This is a genomic window from Acinetobacter sp. SwsAc2 (assembly GCF_013391465.1).
Lineage (GTDB): Bacteria > Pseudomonadota > Gammaproteobacteria > Pseudomonadales > Moraxellaceae > Acinetobacter > Acinetobacter johnsonii.
In genome coordinates, this window is the sequence record NZ_JACBEZ010000002.1 from 106,627 (window position 1) to 121,415 (window position 14,789).

The 14,789-nt window shown below is 41.6% G+C and carries 16 protein-coding genes; 10 read left to right on the plus strand and 6 right to left on the minus strand.

The annotated features are described in order from the left end of the window. Positions 1-87: 87 nt before the first annotated feature. The 3 genes from HYI04_RS01745 (at position 88) to HYI04_RS01755 (ending at position 4,087) form a co-directional block, all read left to right on the plus strand. Positions 88-558: a DUF3015 family protein gene (locus tag HYI04_RS01745; RefSeq protein ID WP_005400471.1), complete on the plus strand. Its 471-nt coding sequence runs from the start codon at positions 88-90 to the stop codon at positions 556-558. Between the two features lie 69 nt (positions 559-627). Further along, positions 628-2,514: a DUF4105 domain-containing protein gene (locus HYI04_RS01750; protein ID WP_010327246.1), complete on the plus strand. Its 1,887-nt coding sequence runs from the start codon at positions 628-630 to the stop codon at positions 2,512-2,514. Positions 2,515-2,710: 196 nt separating this feature from the next. Then, on the plus strand, positions 2,711-4,087 hold the full coding sequence (locus tag HYI04_RS01755) for a diguanylate cyclase (RefSeq protein WP_010327245.1): 1,377 nt from the start codon (positions 2,711-2,713) through the stop codon (positions 4,085-4,087). Positions 4,088-4,143: 56 nt separating this feature from the next. On the opposite strand, the gene HYI04_RS01760 is transcribed toward HYI04_RS01755, so the two are convergent. The 3 genes from HYI04_RS01760 to HYI04_RS01770 all read right to left on the minus strand — a co-directional run bounded on the left by HYI04_RS01760 (position 4,144) and on the right by HYI04_RS01770 (position 5,918). Continuing rightward, entirely contained in the window at positions 4,144-4,503 is a 360-nt protein-coding gene (locus HYI04_RS01760; protein ID WP_010327244.1) for a cupin domain-containing protein, read from the minus strand. 86 nt (positions 4,504-4,589) lie between these two features. After that, on the minus strand, positions 4,590-5,138 hold the full coding sequence (gene folE, locus HYI04_RS01765; RefSeq protein WP_171054237.1) for a GTP cyclohydrolase I FolE: 549 nt from the start codon (positions 5,136-5,138) through the stop codon (positions 4,590-4,592). Between the two features lie 93 nt (positions 5,139-5,231). Next, on the minus strand, positions 5,232-5,918 hold the full coding sequence (locus HYI04_RS01770; RefSeq protein ID WP_010327243.1) for a Smr/MutS family protein: 687 nt from the start codon (positions 5,916-5,918) through the stop codon (positions 5,232-5,234). A gap of 258 nt (positions 5,919-6,176) precedes the next feature. Here HYI04_RS01770 and HYI04_RS01775 point away from each other — a divergent pair, with 258 nt between their 5' ends. Further along, a complete protein-coding gene (locus tag HYI04_RS01775; RefSeq protein WP_224216374.1) occupies positions 6,177-6,350 on the plus strand; it encodes a helix-turn-helix transcriptional regulator in 174 nt (57 codons plus the stop codon). Positions 6,351-6,465: 115 nt separating this feature from the next. On the opposite strand, the gene trpC is transcribed toward HYI04_RS01775, so the two are convergent. The 3 genes from trpC to HYI04_RS01790 are packed head-to-tail and all read right to left on the minus strand — an operon-like array spanning position 6,466 to position 8,936. Further along, positions 6,466-7,272, minus strand: coding sequence for an indole-3-glycerol phosphate synthase TrpC (trpC, locus tag HYI04_RS01780; RefSeq protein ID WP_010327242.1), 807 nt, complete (start codon positions 7,270-7,272; stop codon positions 6,466-6,468). Between the two features lie 16 nt (positions 7,273-7,288). Continuing rightward, complete coding sequence (gene trpD / locus HYI04_RS01785) at positions 7,289-8,335, minus strand: anthranilate phosphoribosyltransferase (RefSeq protein WP_004695696.1); 1,047 nt, start codon at positions 8,333-8,335, stop codon at positions 7,289-7,291. 16 nt (positions 8,336-8,351) lie between these two features. Next, positions 8,352-8,936 carry an aminodeoxychorismate/anthranilate synthase component II gene (locus HYI04_RS01790; protein ID WP_010327241.1) on the minus strand — a complete coding sequence of 195 codons (585 nt, stop codon included), beginning with the start codon at positions 8,934-8,936 and terminating at the stop codon, positions 8,352-8,354. An 842-nt stretch (positions 8,937-9,778) separates the two neighbouring features. On the opposite strand from HYI04_RS01790, the gene glnA reads away from it, so the two are divergent. The 6 genes from glnA (at position 9,779) to HYI04_RS01820 (ending at position 14,788) form a co-directional block, all read left to right on the plus strand. Continuing rightward, a complete protein-coding gene (glnA, locus tag HYI04_RS01795) occupies positions 9,779-11,194 on the plus strand; it encodes a type I glutamate--ammonia ligase (protein ID WP_005400480.1) in 1,416 nt (471 codons plus the stop codon). An 89-nt stretch (positions 11,195-11,283) separates the two neighbouring features. Further along, entirely contained in the window at positions 11,284-11,559 is a 276-nt protein-coding gene (locus HYI04_RS01800; protein ID WP_004982609.1) for a hypothetical protein, read from the plus strand. Between the two features lie 87 nt (positions 11,560-11,646). Continuing rightward, positions 11,647-12,132, plus strand: coding sequence for a chorismate lyase (locus tag HYI04_RS01805; protein WP_010327240.1), 486 nt, complete (start codon positions 11,647-11,649; stop codon positions 12,130-12,132). After that, positions 12,129-13,010, plus strand: coding sequence for a 4-hydroxybenzoate octaprenyltransferase (gene ubiA, locus HYI04_RS01810; RefSeq protein ID WP_010327239.1), 882 nt, complete (start codon positions 12,129-12,131; stop codon positions 13,008-13,010). The genes HYI04_RS01805 and ubiA overlap by 4 nt, the downstream gene beginning before the upstream one ends. A gap of 107 nt (positions 13,011-13,117) precedes the next feature. Beyond that, positions 13,118-14,458, plus strand: a complete 1,341-nt coding sequence (locus HYI04_RS01815; RefSeq protein WP_010327238.1) for a S9 family peptidase — start codon at positions 13,118-13,120, stop codon at positions 14,456-14,458. Between the two features lie 99 nt (positions 14,459-14,557). Further along, the gene (locus HYI04_RS01820; protein ID WP_004695712.1) at positions 14,558-14,788 is read left to right on the plus strand and encodes a hypothetical protein; all 231 of its coding nucleotides are present in this window, start codon (positions 14,558-14,560) and stop codon (positions 14,786-14,788) included. The last annotated feature ends 1 nt before the right edge of the window (position 14,789 follow it).

The following is a 14,789-nucleotide window of genomic DNA, read 5'->3' on the forward strand; positions in this document are numbered from 1 at the left end:
TACCGCTATCTTACAAGGGTGTAGCTCAAAATACACACAATAGGAACAATAAAAATACTCGGAGATAATCGAGTCTGGAGAAACCTTATGTTGAAAAAAATAGCATTGGCTGCGGTTTTGGCTGTTGGTTCTACCGCTACATTTGCAGATAATGACGTCGGTTGTGGTATTGGTTCACAAATTTGGGCTGGCCAGTCTGGTAAAGTCGCTAAAATTTTAGCGGGTACAACCAATGGTCTTTTTGCTAACCAACTTTTCGGTATTACCTTTGGTACTTTAGGTTGTAGCGGTACAGGTACAGTGACTGCTCAGGCAGTAACATTTACCAACGAAAATGCGGAAGCATTGGCGCGTGATATGGCAGTTGGTGACGGCGAAAGTCTAAATGTACTGGCTGAATTACTGAACATCCAGTCTGAAGATAAAGCACGTTTCTTTGAAGTGTCTAAACAAAACTTCGCAAAAATCTATTCAGCTGAAAACCAAGATGCGCTTCAAGTATTAGCATCTTTACAAGCAGTCATGGCAACGGATAGCGTATTAAAAGCATACGTTTAATTGCACCATAAAACCCTGCCATTCAGGCAGGGTTTTTCATATCTAAAAAAGAAGAATAGCTAACACTGCATGAAATCTGTTGTCCTCCTCTTTAGTGTGCTATTCAGCACCAGCATCTTTGCTCAAGCACCTAGCTCAGCAGAGTTTTATATTGAAAAAGCACAGCAGCTTAAGCTTGCCTCAAATGTAACTTGGCAACGTTTGATGTATGCCAATACTTCATCAGGACAAAGTGAAGTCAGTTACCGTCCGTTCTTTTATAGTGCGCACGGACAAACTCAGCTCAAACAAGAGCTTGATGCCAATATTGCAGCACTCTTTATTCCAACCGAAGCTAATCAATCGATTCAATGTCGCTTTCCAGCCCGGTCAAAATGGCTCATAGGACAACTGAATATTGCATCAAACCAACTGCCTAAAGCCTCATGTCCTGAGCTGGATGAGTGGCTTGGGCAAATTAAGCCGTATAAGGCGACTTTAATTTACGCCACGGACTTTATGGGCAATCCCAGTTCGATGTTTGGGCATACCCTGTTAAGGCTCGATCCTAAAGACCAAAAACAGCTGAACTTAGTCTCTTATGCCGTGAATTACGCAGCGACAGTGGCCAATAGCGACAGCTTTTCTTTTGCATGGAAGGGCTTAACCGGGCAGTACCCAGGTGAGTACTCACTCATGCCGTACTATCGAAAAGTGAAAGAATATGGTGATTTGGAAAGCCGCGATTTGTGGGAGTACGAGTTAGCCCTGACGCCAGAAGAAACCAAAACCATGGTTGAGCATATTTGGGAACTCAAGCATGTGCAATTTCCTTACTATTTTATCAGTGATAACTGTGCCTATCGTTTACTGGGTTTAATTGATTTGGTACGGCCAGAGGTCAACCTACAAAAACAATTTAAAACCGCTGCGATTCCTGTTGAGACAATTAAGGCGGTCGATGAAAACCATCTAATTGCGGAAAGTGTTTACCGTCCAGCTTTAGAAACTCAGTTGTTGGCACAAGCCAAACAACACGGACAAGCCTTGGCAGCGGCTGCGCATCAGGTTGCGCAACTTGAACCTGCTCAAATGCAAGACTATTTGAGTCGCTATGCCTTGGTGGATCAGGCACGTATTTTAGAAATGGCCTATGACCATGTGTATTTACAGTTAATTGCACAAAAGATTGCGGCAGAAGACGCCCAACCGCGTATTCGACAACTGCTGGGTTTGCGGAGTCAGATTGACTTGGAAAAGCAACGTCAAGTGGTCGAAGCGCCAAAAGTAGATCCAGTAAAAGGCCACCATGCGCGAACCGTTCAGCTTGAAGCAGGTGAGATACAAGGTGACACTTATTTCCGACTGAGCCATCGTCAGGCCTATCATGACTTGATAGACCCGCAAGGCGGTTTCCGTTTGGGTACACAGCTTAAGTTTCTAGACGGCAGTCTCGAATACCGTGATGATCGACTAAAACTGCAAGAACTAAATGTGCTGGAGGTCAATGCCTACAGTCCATTGACTGCCTTTAAAACACCATTAAGCTGGGGTTTTAACATGGGTTGGCAACAAGAGGCACTAAATCGAGATGGTGCATTTAGTGAACAGGATCAACACGGTGTATTCAATCTATCCAGTCAGTTTGGCTATAGTGTGGCAGATCAAGAGCGTCAACATTTATGCTATGCACAATTGCAAAATCATGTTCAAGCAGGCAAAGCTTTAGACCGAGGTTGGCGCGTGGGACTTGGGCCAACGGTAGGCTGCCAGAACATCTGGAGCGAACATATCAATAGTTTGGTACAGGTCGAGCTGCCATATTGGGAAGATAGCCATCAATGGCAAGTCAGACTGAATACTCAGTTGCAATATTTATTCAATCAGCAAAATGCGTTGAGGCTTCATTGGCAGTATCAACAGCAAAAAGGCAAGGATTGGGATCAGACGGGTTTGAGTTATATCCATTTCTTTTAGTTCGGTCCTCTTTTCAAAGCTCCAATAAAGGGGCTTTTTTTATGAAAGTCATTGCTGTTAAAACAACCAAACGTGAGCCTTACTTTTTATAAAGTGCTGAAAATGAAAGCTGATGGTGAAAATAAGTATTGAAATTTGTTATATTAATCACATAAATGTCTAGTAAGTCTCAAAAATATATAAATAGGTAAGTTTTATGAATGATGAATGCATGGCTAAATTGGCCGAGCAATGGGGGAAAATTTGCCAACATTATTCAGTGAATGATCACGTTAAAGCGCAAAATTTTATTCAGCAGCATTCGTCTGTATTGGTTAATGAATTTTATAGCAATATTGTCTTGGAGCCTGAGGCTGCAGATTTTTTTAAAGATGACATCATTCAACAACGTTTAAAAAACAGTTTAAACCAATGGCTCATTGAAAGTTTCGACGTGGCTGTGAATGAAGCTTATTATGCAGCAGTTGAAAAACAACAAAAAGTTGGGCAGGTACATGCGCGGGTGGGCATTCCTTCTTGGTTGATCATGCGCGGTATTCGCGAGATTGAAAACAAGATCTTGGAACTCTTGGCTGAACTTCCGCTGGAAAATAACCACCACATGCTGAGTTATATGCTGCAAATTATGGGCTTTGCGACAGAAATCATGTGTAGATCCTATGAAGCCAATACAGAGCGAAGCCATGAAGTTAAGCATAGCTATCGTTTATTTTCTGCAATGCAAGATGTCGCAGTACAAAAAGATAAGCAGCGCAGTATTTTGCTTGACTGGGAAAATGAGTTGATGTTCAAAGTCTTCTCCGAGCATCCGCAGTTACAACACATTGCTTTGTCTAAGTCGGAATTTGGTCTATGGTTTGTGCATAAAGCAGCGTATGCCTTTACGGGTGCAGAGCAGGTTGAGACCATTATCAGGCTGATTCAACAGGTCGATACCCTCAATTTTGACGTGCTCGACTGTCAGGATCAGACTCAGAAGGTAGAACGCATTCAAGAAATTCGTGATGTGAATCGACAGATTCAGCATTTGGTCGATCAACTGTTTCAAGTGACCGAATATATAGATTCAGGCAATGACTCGCTGACTCAGCTGTTAAACCGTCGATATTTAAGTACGATTGTGTCGCGTGAAATTAATTTTTCCCGTAAAAATGATGCTGCGTTGAGCTTACTAGCAATTGATGCGGATTATTTCAAACGTATCAACGATAAATATGGGCATACCGCAGGGGACTTGGCACTGCGTTTTATTGCTGAAGTCTTGTTAGATGTTGCGAAGGGTAGTGACTATGCCTTCCGTGTCGGTGGCGAAGAGTTCTTATTGCTGTTGGTCGACAGTGATCTCACACGTGCTTTACAAATTGCTGAAACGATTCGCATGCGGATACAGGAAACCCCAATTCGTACCGCTCATGGGCAAAGTTTTAGTTTTACCGTCAGTATTGGTTGTACGGTTTATAATGGTCATCCTGACTATCAACGCTTTTTAGACACTGCCGATTCGGCACTCTATGCCGCCAAAAATAAAGGGCGTAACTGTATTCATGTGACTGAAAAAGTGCTAAGTGTTTAAATCTCAGACTTAAACACGAGCTGTTCTAAGACGTTTCCAATCGGTTGTTGAGGTACTTATACCTCAACAATCACATAGTATTTTTTAACAGCTTCAACCACTTCAAATGTGCCGATAAAACTCGGTGGAATAATTCCTGCCTGACCGGCCTTGACTTCAATGAAGTCTTGAGTGTGGGCATCATGAATACGGATGCTGCCTTCCATCACTTGAAAGAATTCTTGTTTATTGTCGGCAAATTGAATATTCCATGAACCAACCTCACAGTGCCAAATCCCGCAGCCCATGTGTGGGTGTTCATATAGACTATAGGTCTGGCGCTGTGGATTGCCTTGAACCAAACGGTCTGGACGTGGAAAATCAATACTCTGTTCGCCTTGGGTCAAACCATGACCTGCTAACCAAATTGCTGACATTGCGTATTCCTCTAAACAAAAAATGAATCGTTCAATGATATATGCATAAAAAAAGCCCCAACAGAGGTTGAGGCTTTATGTTTCAATTAATAGCTTTCAGGGACTGCACTTAAAAACTCACGACGCTCTTCTTTATTGGTTTTAAAGTCACCAATAAAGGAAACGGTACGTGTAGTCGATTCTTGCTTGCCGACGCCGCGCATCATCATACACATATGTGCTGAATCAATCATAACAGCCACGCCACGTGCACCTGTCACTTCTGCAACCGCTTCTGCAATCTGCTGCGTCAGGTTTTCTTGAATCTGTAGACGACGTGCAAACATTTCGGTGATGCGTGCAAATTTAGAGAGTCCAAGGACATTGCCTTCAGGTAAATACGCAATATGTACGCGACCATAAAAAGGCAATAAATGGTGTTCACAGAGTGAATAAAACTCGATATTTTTAACCAGTACCATTTCACGGTTGTCCGATGGGAACACCGCATTATTGGTCACTTCTTCTAAGCTTTTGCTATAACCAGACGTTAAATACGAAAAAGCTTTAGCAGCACGCATAGGCGTATCGAGGAGACCTGGACGGGTTAGGTCTTCACCAACGGCAGTTAAGATGTTAGCGTAGGATTGCTGCATAGACATAAGACGTGTTCACTTACACTGATATTGAACAAGGACGGCATTGTAGCAGAAAACTATTCCAATGCCTTATTTTGGACAAAAATCCGATTACTGTTTAAACTTTGGGTTCTTTTCAGCACGTTTTAGCAACACTAAAACTGCACCTGTGCCACCTTGCTTCTCCGGCGCACTGACAAAAGCCAGCACATCGCGGTGTTGACGCAGCCAACCATTCACATAGGTTTTTAAAATGGCTTCCGGACCTTTGCCATGTACAATTTTAATGACATTTTGATTTTCATCTTTGGCCATTTGAATGACTTGTAAAACTGCGACACGGGCTTCTTCAACGGTGCAACCATGCAAGTCGACTGCTTCAAACCAACGAATGTTACCCGCTTTTAAATCTTCAAATACTTTGTGTTGTAGTGTAGCAATGCGATAACTGAGTGCGGCTTGGCTCGCTACAGGGTTGAGCATTGCTTGAGTATCGGACAGCTCAGTTGCATCGGTATGCATTGGGCCTTCAGCCGCTGCACGTTTTGCTAAAGTTTGCGCATCGATTTTTTTCTTTGGATTTTTTTTTATTTTGGCAATGTTCGCGGTCTCCATCTTTTGGACACCTTGCATTTGTTTTTGAAACAACGCGAAATCATCTTCTGGCTCGGGCGGAGCAACTTGAGCTTGGGCCTCAGACTGTTTGATGGCAGTCGAATGCGGATTGGTGATTTGCTTTTTAAAGTCTTTCAGTAAATTAAACTGTTCTTTAGAAAGCGATGAATCATGTTTGCTCATAGTGTCAGAAAAATACGCAAAATAAGGAATTAGGCGATAATTATAGTCTGATTTTCCCTATATTTGAACTGAATTGCATCATGCATAGAGGGTTGTATAAACTGAAAGCAGTGTTGAAGCTTTGATCGGCAGTTCTGGGCTTGAGGCCTTATATAGCTGAATACTTAATTTATTATCACACCTAAAAACATAGAAAATGAGGTTTTACAGATGTTTCCATGTGCTAGTGTTTTTAGAATTTAGCTATAGAAACGTGAAATCCAAATTTTAGAAAAATTAAGCCGTGGCTGTACCGATGCTGAAATATCTGAGTCGATTTTTTTGTCCATCAATACGGTGAAATGGCATCTGCGTAAAATCTATAACAAGTTGCAGGTCCGCTCTCGAATGGAAGCGGTGAATGAAGTCAAGAAGCAGGGTTTCATTGAGTAATTTAAAATTGAACAATTTTTTATATGTTACTGTTTAAGCAGATCTTCAACAGCTTTTTGAAAGTGCAAATCATAAAGTATTCAGGGCAAGAGCATGCCTTACCCTGAATATGCGATTAAAGTGATTTAGGTGTTCCAAATAGCTCAGTAAAGGCGTGATCTGGACGGGGCTGCTTCATAAAGCTTTCACCGACCAAGAAAGCATGAATGTCATGCTCTTGCATCATCGCAACATCCGCTGGGGTCGCAATGCCGCTTTCCGTCACCAGTAGACGAGATGGTTCAAGTAGTTTTTTCAGACGAATCGAAGTGTTTAAGTCCACATCAAAGGTTTTTAAGTTGCGGTTATTGACACCCAATACGCAACGCTCGGGTAGACGCAAAGCACGTTCAAGTTCTGCTTCATCGTGTACTTCAACCAAGACATCTAAATTCTGCTCAAAAGCCGTTTTAGACATTTCTTCGAGTTGTTGATCTGACAAGCATGCCGCAATCAGAAGAATACAGTCGGCATGTAAAGCACGTGCTTCAATCACCCCATAAGGGTCAATCAAAAAGTCTTTGCGTAATGCAGGCAGGGCACAGTGAGAACGTGCAATTTGAATATTCTCATCGGCACCTTGGAAAAAATCGACATCGGTTAAAACCGATAAACATGCTGCACCTGCAGCTTCGTATTGCTGCGCGATTTCAGCAGGATCAAAGTTTTCACGAATGATGCCTTTAGATGGTGATGCTTTCTTAATTTCAGCGATCACACCCGGTTGTTTGCTCAGTAAAGACTTTGCAAAACCACGTACAGGAGTTGCCTCAAGTGCCCATTCTTCAACATCTTTATAGCTACGTTGTTTGAGGCGTGCAGCAAACTCTTCCTGCTTACGATCCACAATTTTGCCTAAAATCGTATTTGCGATATCTACCATGACAAAATCCTGTCTATCAAGCGTCGTATTGTTTAAGGGTTTTGCTGAATTCAGCAAGGATGCTCATCTTTTCTAAGGCTTGTCCGCCGTAGATGATGTCATGTGCTAAAGCCACGCCTTGCTTATAACTGGTACAAAGTCCAGAGACATATAAACCGGCACCTGCATTTAAAGCAATCATATTGGCTGCTTTTTCACCTTTATCGGATTTGTTTTTACCTAAGGCATCTTTAATTAGGCTTAAACTTTCAGCAGAATCTTGAATGATTAAACCTGTTAAAGTTTGCGATTCGATTCCGACATCTTCAGGTTGAATTTCCCACTCGGTGACGTCGCCATTTTTGAGTTCAGCCACATAGGTGCTTGATGCAAGGCTAATTTCATCTAAACCATCTTTCGAATGAACCACCATGACATGTTCTGCGCCCAGTTGTTTCATCACTTCTGCAATAGGACGGCATAATTCAGTCGAAAACACCCCAATCACTAGACGTTTTACTCCAGCCGGATTCGTAAGCGGGCCAAGTAAATTGAAAATACTGCGAATGCCTAATTCACGACGCGGGCCTACCGCATACTTCATCGCTTTATGATGATTTGGAGCAAACAAGAAACCGACACCCATTTCACGAATACAACGTTCAGTTTGTTGCATGTTTAAGTCAAGTTGGATGCCCGCTTGTTCTAACAAGTCCGAGGAACCCGATTTGGTTGAAACACCACGGTTACCATGTTTAGCAATGGTTGCACCTGCCGCTGCAATCACAAAAGCAGATGCAGTCGAGACGTTAAATAAGTTCTGACCATCACCACCTGTACCGACGATGTCGACTAAATAAGGCACATCACTGACATCAATTTTGATGGCAAACTCGCGCATGACACGAGCCGCTGCGGTAATTTCATCAATACTTTCACCTTTTAAGCGAAGACCCATCATCAGCGCACCAATTTGGGCATCTGTTGCTTCACCATTCATGATGGTGCGCATGACGTCTTCCATTTGCGGCTGCGTCAACTCAATATTTTTAGTGATGTTATTTAAAGCTTGTTGCATATTCATTTTTCACTGCACTCATTTATGCGTAAATTTCTAAAAAGTTCTTAAAGATTTGATGGCCATGCTGACTCAAGATTGATTCTGGGTGAAATTGCACGCCTTCAACGGCAAGCGTCTTATGCTTTACACCCATGATTTCTTCAATTGAGCCATCTGCTTCATTGGTCCAGCAGGTCACTTCTAAGCATTCAGGCAAGCTTTCTTGATCAATCACCAGTGAGTGATAACGCGTTGCTGAAAACGGGGAAGGGAGGTTGCTAAAAATGCCTTGATTTGAGTGATGCATGTCAGACAAACGCCCATGCATCACTTTTTTGGCACGAATGATTTCGCCACCAAATGCTTGACCAATGGCCTGATGTCCTAAGCACACCCCTAATAATGGAATTTTTCCAGCAAAATGCTGAATAGCTGGAATAGAAATTCCTGCTTCCGAAGGTGAGCATGGACCGGGGCCAATCACAAGATACTTAGGTTGCCATCGCTCAATATCCTCCAATGTCACGGCATCATTACGTACTACTTTTACTTCTTGATTTAACTCGCCAAAATACTGGACGATGTTGTAGGTAAAAGAGTCATAGTTGTCGATCATTAAAAGCATGAGCTTAACCTATTGAAATTTATGCATATAAATGTGCTTGAAGAGTCCTATGGTATTCGTGCGTTTACATTATAATGCTATAAGTAAATTATTTTTCTCATTCAATGACTTGAATGGAGGCACAAAACCGAAATTATCATAGCAAAAAATACACAGCTAGGGCGCGACATTTTTTTCCGGACCTAAAAATTACAATGGGTTTTGTTACTAACTGATATAGAGTTTATGAATATCTCAGATTCAAATCCTAACGAGAAACCTCGTGGACTATGTGTAAATATCATGAAGTATGTACATTCAAGGAATATAAAAGAATATCTTTTAATGCAGTGAGCCAAAAACTCCCCTAATGTCACCAAAACAGAGCATATTTTTTTGCTTGCTCACATCTGAAATGTCGGCTTTATATTTAGTTTGAAAGGAGAGGTTTTTTGTTTTTTGAAAATCAAATAAAAACAGTTAATTACACCGCTTATATTTGATTTCAGGTATATCGCTCGCCGTGATATGAGGTGTTGAAGTCAAATCAAGGCGAAAATAACAGCTTAAAAAGCACTCTAATTTATAAAAAACGGGTGTAAATCGACCCGTGATATTTAAAAATGCACCATTATGATCCACACTCAAAATCTTTTAGATTAAATGTGAAGAAGCGTGCTTGAATATGGTGCATTTACTTTTTAGCTCAGTATAATAGAGTCAAAGCAAACAGCTTAAAACTGTTATTCTGATAATGAATTCAATATTTTAGCTAAGCTTTTTAAAGTTGGTACGGTAATTGCTTTAGAACAACCAACTACTAACACGCACTAAAGAGTGCAACAAAAATTCATCGGAGCAAAATGAGCATGGCGAACAAGGTCCTACAACTCATCCAAGAAAGTGGCGCAAAATGGGTCGATTTCCGTTTTACGGATACTAAGGGTAAAGAACAACACGTAACTTACCCAGCAGATACTATCGACGAAGATACTTTTGAAGACGGTAAAATGTTTGATGGTTCTTCAATTGCTGGTTGGAAAGGCATTGAAGCATCTGACATGATCTTACGCCCAGATGCTGCAACTGGTTTTATCGACCCGTTCTTCGCTGAGCCTACAGTAGTTGTTACTTGTGACGTTATTGAGCCATCAACAGGTCAAGGTTATGACCGTGACCCGCGTTCGATTGCTCGCCGTGCTGAAGAATACCTAAAATCGACAGGTATTGGTGATACTGCATTCTTTGGTCCAGAACCAGAATTCTTCGTATTTGACGAAGTAAAATGGGAAATTGATATGTCTGGCGCGCGCCATACATTGATTGCTGAAGAAGCTGCTTGGTCAACAAACAAAGATTACGAAGGCGGAAACTCTGGTCACCGTCCACGTGTTAAAGGTGGTTACTTCCCAGTTCCTCCAGTTGATTCTTCACATGACATGCGTGCTGATATGTGTGCGCGTATTGAAGACATCATGGGCCCAGGTCGTGTAGAAGTACACCACCACGAAGTTGCATCTTGCCAATTAGAAATTGGTGTAAGCTTCAACACAATGGTTCGTAAAGCTGACGAAGTACAACAGTTCAAATATGCGGTTTGGAACGTTGCACACCAATATGCTAAAACTGCGACTTTCATGCCTAAGCCAATGGTTGGTGATAATGGTTCTGGTATGCACGTTCACATGTCTATCTCTAAAGATGGCAAGAACTTGTTTGCTGGTGATGAATACGCTGGTCTTTCAGAAATGGCGCTTTACTTCATCGGTGGTGTAATCAAACACGCTCGTGCATTGAACGCAATTACGAACCCTTCTACAAACTCGTACAAGCGTTTAGTTCCACACTTCGAAGCGCCGATTATGTTGGCATACTCAGCACGTAACCGTTCTGCTTCTATCCGTATTCCTTACGTTTCTAGCCCTAAAGGCAAACGTATCGAAGCTCGCTTCCCAGATCCAATGATGAACCCGTACTTAGGTTTCGCAGCATTGTTAATGGCGGGTCTTGATGGTATCCAAAACAAGATTCACCCAGGTGAAGCAGCTGACAAAAACTTATACGACCTTCCTCCTGAAGAAGAAGCGAAAATCCCTACAGTTGCGCACAGCCTAGATATGGCTCTTGAAGCGCTTCAAGCGGATCATGAGTTTCTTCTTAAAGGTGGTGTATTCACTAAAGAAATGCTTGATGCATATATTGAACTTAAAACTGAAGAAGTGCGTCGCTTGAACACGACAACTCACCCAGTTGAATTTGATATGTACTACAGCTTGTAATTCTGAACTGAATTTCACTGTAAAAAACCCGCGCTAGTCGCGGGTTTTTTTGTATCATCTGTTTAACTTGAAAAAAATTGATGAGAGCAATGGCACAGCGTAAGAAGCACACCAGTTTTTATCCTTGGATTGACCCTAAAGATCACGACAAAGGTTTTAAGCTAAATTTTTCGATGGTGACTTATATCGAAGTTGGTCGCACCCCTGAAGGCTACAAGCAGGCAGAATTTGTTGCATTGAAAAGCCCAGAGTTAGCACTGGATTATGATTATCCTCAAAGTTTTTATTTGAGTGCTGAAGGTTTTATTTTGGTGAAAACTCCGCAAGGTAAATTTGAAACCATTGCAAAAACAGATAATTGCTAAAGATTGATCTTAGAATTGAATCAATGACATTCTTCATAACTCAAAAAGCGTTTAAGCGCACAGTAAATCAATGGTACAGGTAGGCTTATGCAGCAGATTCCAGCTGAACTGAAAACATGGTTATATGCTTCAGGTTCACTTACTCAGCAACTGACGGATTTGGCTGATGGAGCGTTTAGGGTTCAACCAACCAAAGAGCATTTTCAGCGTCTTCAGTTTATCGATGCAAAATGGATGGGCATGCCGTTTCAGCATACGTCATGGGTACGAGAAAGTTTTTTATATGGCAGTGATGCAGAGCCTTGGGTTAAAGCTAAAAGCATTTTCCCGATCTTGAGTTTGCAAGGTCGCGCACGGCTTTTTAAACATATTGGTAAAAAACCGATTGGCTGGTTCTTGTTTCAGCGCACCAATCCAGCATGTGAACGTCGTGTGATTTGGCTAGAAGATGGCTGGACTAGACAGAGCTGTTATACTTGGCACGGCTGCAAGTTTATTGTTCAAGAAACTTTTTTAGCGAGTTTTGAGCAATTTTTGCAAAAGCAGAATTCAGCATCTGAAGGACAGTCATGACAACTGCGCATCAAATTACTTGGCGTGAACGTTTAGAAGCCTATTATTATTTATGTCGTTTTGATAAGCCTGTTGGCACAGAATTGGTGTTCTGGCCTACCATGTGGGCACTATGGATTGCAGCAGAGGGCATACCGCCAATTGGTATTCTGATTCCGATGGTACTTGGCACGATATTTATGCGTGCGGCTGGGTGTGCAATTAATGATTTTGCTGATCGTAAGGTCGATGCGCATGTAGAGCGCACTAAAATGCGGCCTTTAGCAACAGGGATTATTACGGCTAAAGAAGCCATTTATGTGTTTTTAGCTTTAGTCTTTGCCAGTGCTTGTATGTTGTTGTTTCTACCGATTGAAACGTTTTATTGTGCTTTAGGTGGGCTTTTTCTCGCATTTATATATCCTTTCATGAAGCGCTATACCCATTTGCCTCAGGTTGTTTTAGGCATGGCTTTTTCGTGGGGAATTCCGATGTCATTTACGGCCATGGGTAAACCATTAGATTTAACCTGTTGGTTGCTGTATTTTGGCAATCTGGCTTGGACTGTGGCGTACGATACTCAATATGCGATTACCGACCGTGAATATGATTTAAAAATTGGGGTGAAGTCTACAGCCATTTTGTTTGGTCGTTTTGATATTCAAATCATTGCACTTTTACAGGCGATGAGTGTGGTTTTGATTGGTATGGCGCTTTACCTTGAAAATTTATTGATGCCATTGGGTTTAATCGCATTGCTGGTAGTCGTGGCTGACTTTATTTATCAATGGTCAAAAACTAAAGACAGAGATCCACAGTATTGTTTTTGGGCATTCCGTCACAATCGTTGGGTGGGATTCATTATTTTTACTGGAATCTTTTTAGAATTAATTATTTAAAGTGATTGTTTGGTTGAAAAGCGTCCTATACAGGGCGCTTTTTTTATGTCTTAATAAAACGGCATGTAGTTTCATGCTTAAAAAAACAACGAATAAAAGGATATTTTATGAAACGCTCGAAAATAGCATTAGCCCTTACAGTTGCCGTTTCAATGCTGTCTTTAACTGCTTGTAATGACGATGATGATTCGCCCGCTTCAAATCAAAAACAGACCTATGTTTCTGAAAGTACCTATTCAGAAGACACATTAACCACTGCAGCTTCTATTAAGGTAATGACGTATAACATGGAAAATGTTCAAGGTCAGACCGCTAAAGCAACGGCGCTGGTGATGTTCCCTAAAGTAGCACCACCTACAGATGGTTATCGCGTAGTGGTTTGGGAGCATGGCACGGTTGGGGTTGGTGATAGTTGTGCGCCAAGTAATAATATGATTCACCCACGTTTTAAAATTTTAGCAGACAGTCTACTGGCTGCTGGTTATGTGGTTGTTGCGCCAGATTATGAAGGTTTGGGCACGCCAGGGATTCATCCATATTTAAACTTATCTAGTGCTGCGAAGTCAGCGCTTTCTGCTGTACAAGCGGCAAAAGATCATTATGGTAAGCAGTTGAATGGTGCGTGGATGTCTGTGGGCCAATCTCAAGGGGGTCATGCCTCATTAGCGACCGCAGAATATGCAAATACAGATGCAACCTATAAAGGTGCTGTGGCGGGTGCACCAGCTTCGAGTTTGGGTAAAATTATTTTAGAGGTTGCACCAGCAGCTTTAGCTGGCATTGAAGAGCAAGAAATTAAACTTGGTGTACCTTTGGCTGCACGTACTTCGGTCGATTCTTATGCAACCTTATTGGCTTATGCAGCATTAACGGGCGTTGGTATTAAAGCTTATGAGCCGCGATTTAATTATCAGGACATTTTCCAATCACGTGCCAAATCTTTGGCTGAGTTTGCAGAAGGTTCAACAGGGGATAATGGTCTGTGTTTAGATAATGATAATGACCCAAGTCTAAGTCTAATTAATAAGTTTAAAGATGATATTATTCAGTTTATGACTGCAAATCCTGATAAAAAAGTCATGGATTATCCTGGTTTAGATACTAGTGTGTTTGCGACCAATGAAACCGTAAAAAACTTCTTAATTAGTAGTCAGCCAGGTACTAAACGAATTGATAAACCAGTTTATGTAATACAAGGCACAGCAGATACAAATGTACCCTATCCAATTACCCAAGCTTTGGTTGCAAACTTGAAAACATTGGGTTCACCAGATGTGACACTTGATCCAGTTATCGGTGCATCTCATACCCAAGCCATAATTTGTCGGAATGCGGAGGCTGTAGACTTTATTCAGACCCATATGTCTGCGGGTACGGGTATTGTACTAACTGATGCACAAAAAGATGCTAGCATCAATGAAAATTGTACAGGTATAGCACCGACATAAAATTAACCATTTAAACTGAAGATAGAGCCTCATGATTGAGGCTCTTTTTTTGTTATAGTATTGGCCCATCAAAATCTAGATATTGGAAATAGGCTGGCTATGACGAAATCAACTCAAAAACTAACGCCAAAAGTGATGTTTTTGGCGAGTCTTGGTATTGTGATTCCATTGCTTATTTTAGGGATTGCTTTTTTAGCGGTAAAAAGCGATGCAAAAAACCAAGCGGAGTATCAGCGTATTAAGGAAGAGCAACAACAGCGTATTCAAGAAAAGTTGGCTACCGAAAAGCAATTCACACAGCAGGAAGCGAGCAGCGCGGTCTCAAAGTAAT

Bases quoted from the DNA above. Each gene is read 5' to 3' on its own strand.
- HYI04_RS01750 (WP_010327246.1), top strand. From the start codon at position 628: ATGAAATCTGTTGTCCTCCTCTTTAGTGTGCTATTCAGCACCAGCATC.
- HYI04_RS01770 (WP_010327243.1), bottom strand. From the start codon at position 5,918: ATGAGCAAACATGATTCATCGCTTTCTAAAGAACAGTTTAATTTACTG.
- HYI04_RS01805 (WP_010327240.1), top strand. From the start codon at position 11,647: ATGCAGCAGATTCCAGCTGAACTGAAAACATGGTTATATGCTTCAGGT.
- HYI04_RS01815 (WP_010327238.1), top strand. From the start codon at position 13,118: ATGAAACGCTCGAAAATAGCATTAGCCCTTACAGTTGCCGTTTCAATG.
- HYI04_RS01745 (WP_005400471.1), top strand. From the start codon at position 88: ATGTTGAAAAAAATAGCATTGGCTGCGGTTTTGGCTGTTGGTTCTACC.
- HYI04_RS01760 (WP_010327244.1), bottom strand. From the start codon at position 4,503: ATGTCAGCAATTTGGTTAGCAGGTCATGGTTTGACCCAAGGCGAACAG.
- HYI04_RS01790 (WP_010327241.1), bottom strand. From the start codon at position 8,936: ATGCTTTTAATGATCGACAACTATGACTCTTTTACCTACAACATCGTC.
- trpC (WP_010327242.1), bottom strand. From the start codon at position 7,272: ATGGTAGATATCGCAAATACGATTTTAGGCAAAATTGTGGATCGTAAG.
- HYI04_RS01800 (WP_004982609.1), top strand. From the start codon at position 11,284: ATGGCACAGCGTAAGAAGCACACCAGTTTTTATCCTTGGATTGACCCT.
- glnA (WP_005400480.1), top strand. From the start codon at position 9,779: ATGAGCATGGCGAACAAGGTCCTACAACTCATCCAAGAAAGTGGCGCA.
- ubiA (WP_010327239.1), top strand. From the start codon at position 12,129: ATGACAACTGCGCATCAAATTACTTGGCGTGAACGTTTAGAAGCCTAT.
- HYI04_RS01820 (WP_004695712.1), top strand. From the start codon at position 14,558: ATGACGAAATCAACTCAAAAACTAACGCCAAAAGTGATGTTTTTGGCG.
- folE (WP_171054237.1), bottom strand. From the start codon at position 5,138: ATGCAGCAATCCTACGCTAACATCTTAACTGCCGTTGGTGAAGACCTA.
- trpD (WP_004695696.1), bottom strand. From the start codon at position 8,335: ATGAATATGCAACAAGCTTTAAATAACATCACTAAAAATATTGAGTTG.
- HYI04_RS01755 (WP_010327245.1), top strand. From the start codon at position 2,711: ATGAATGATGAATGCATGGCTAAATTGGCCGAGCAATGGGGGAAAATT.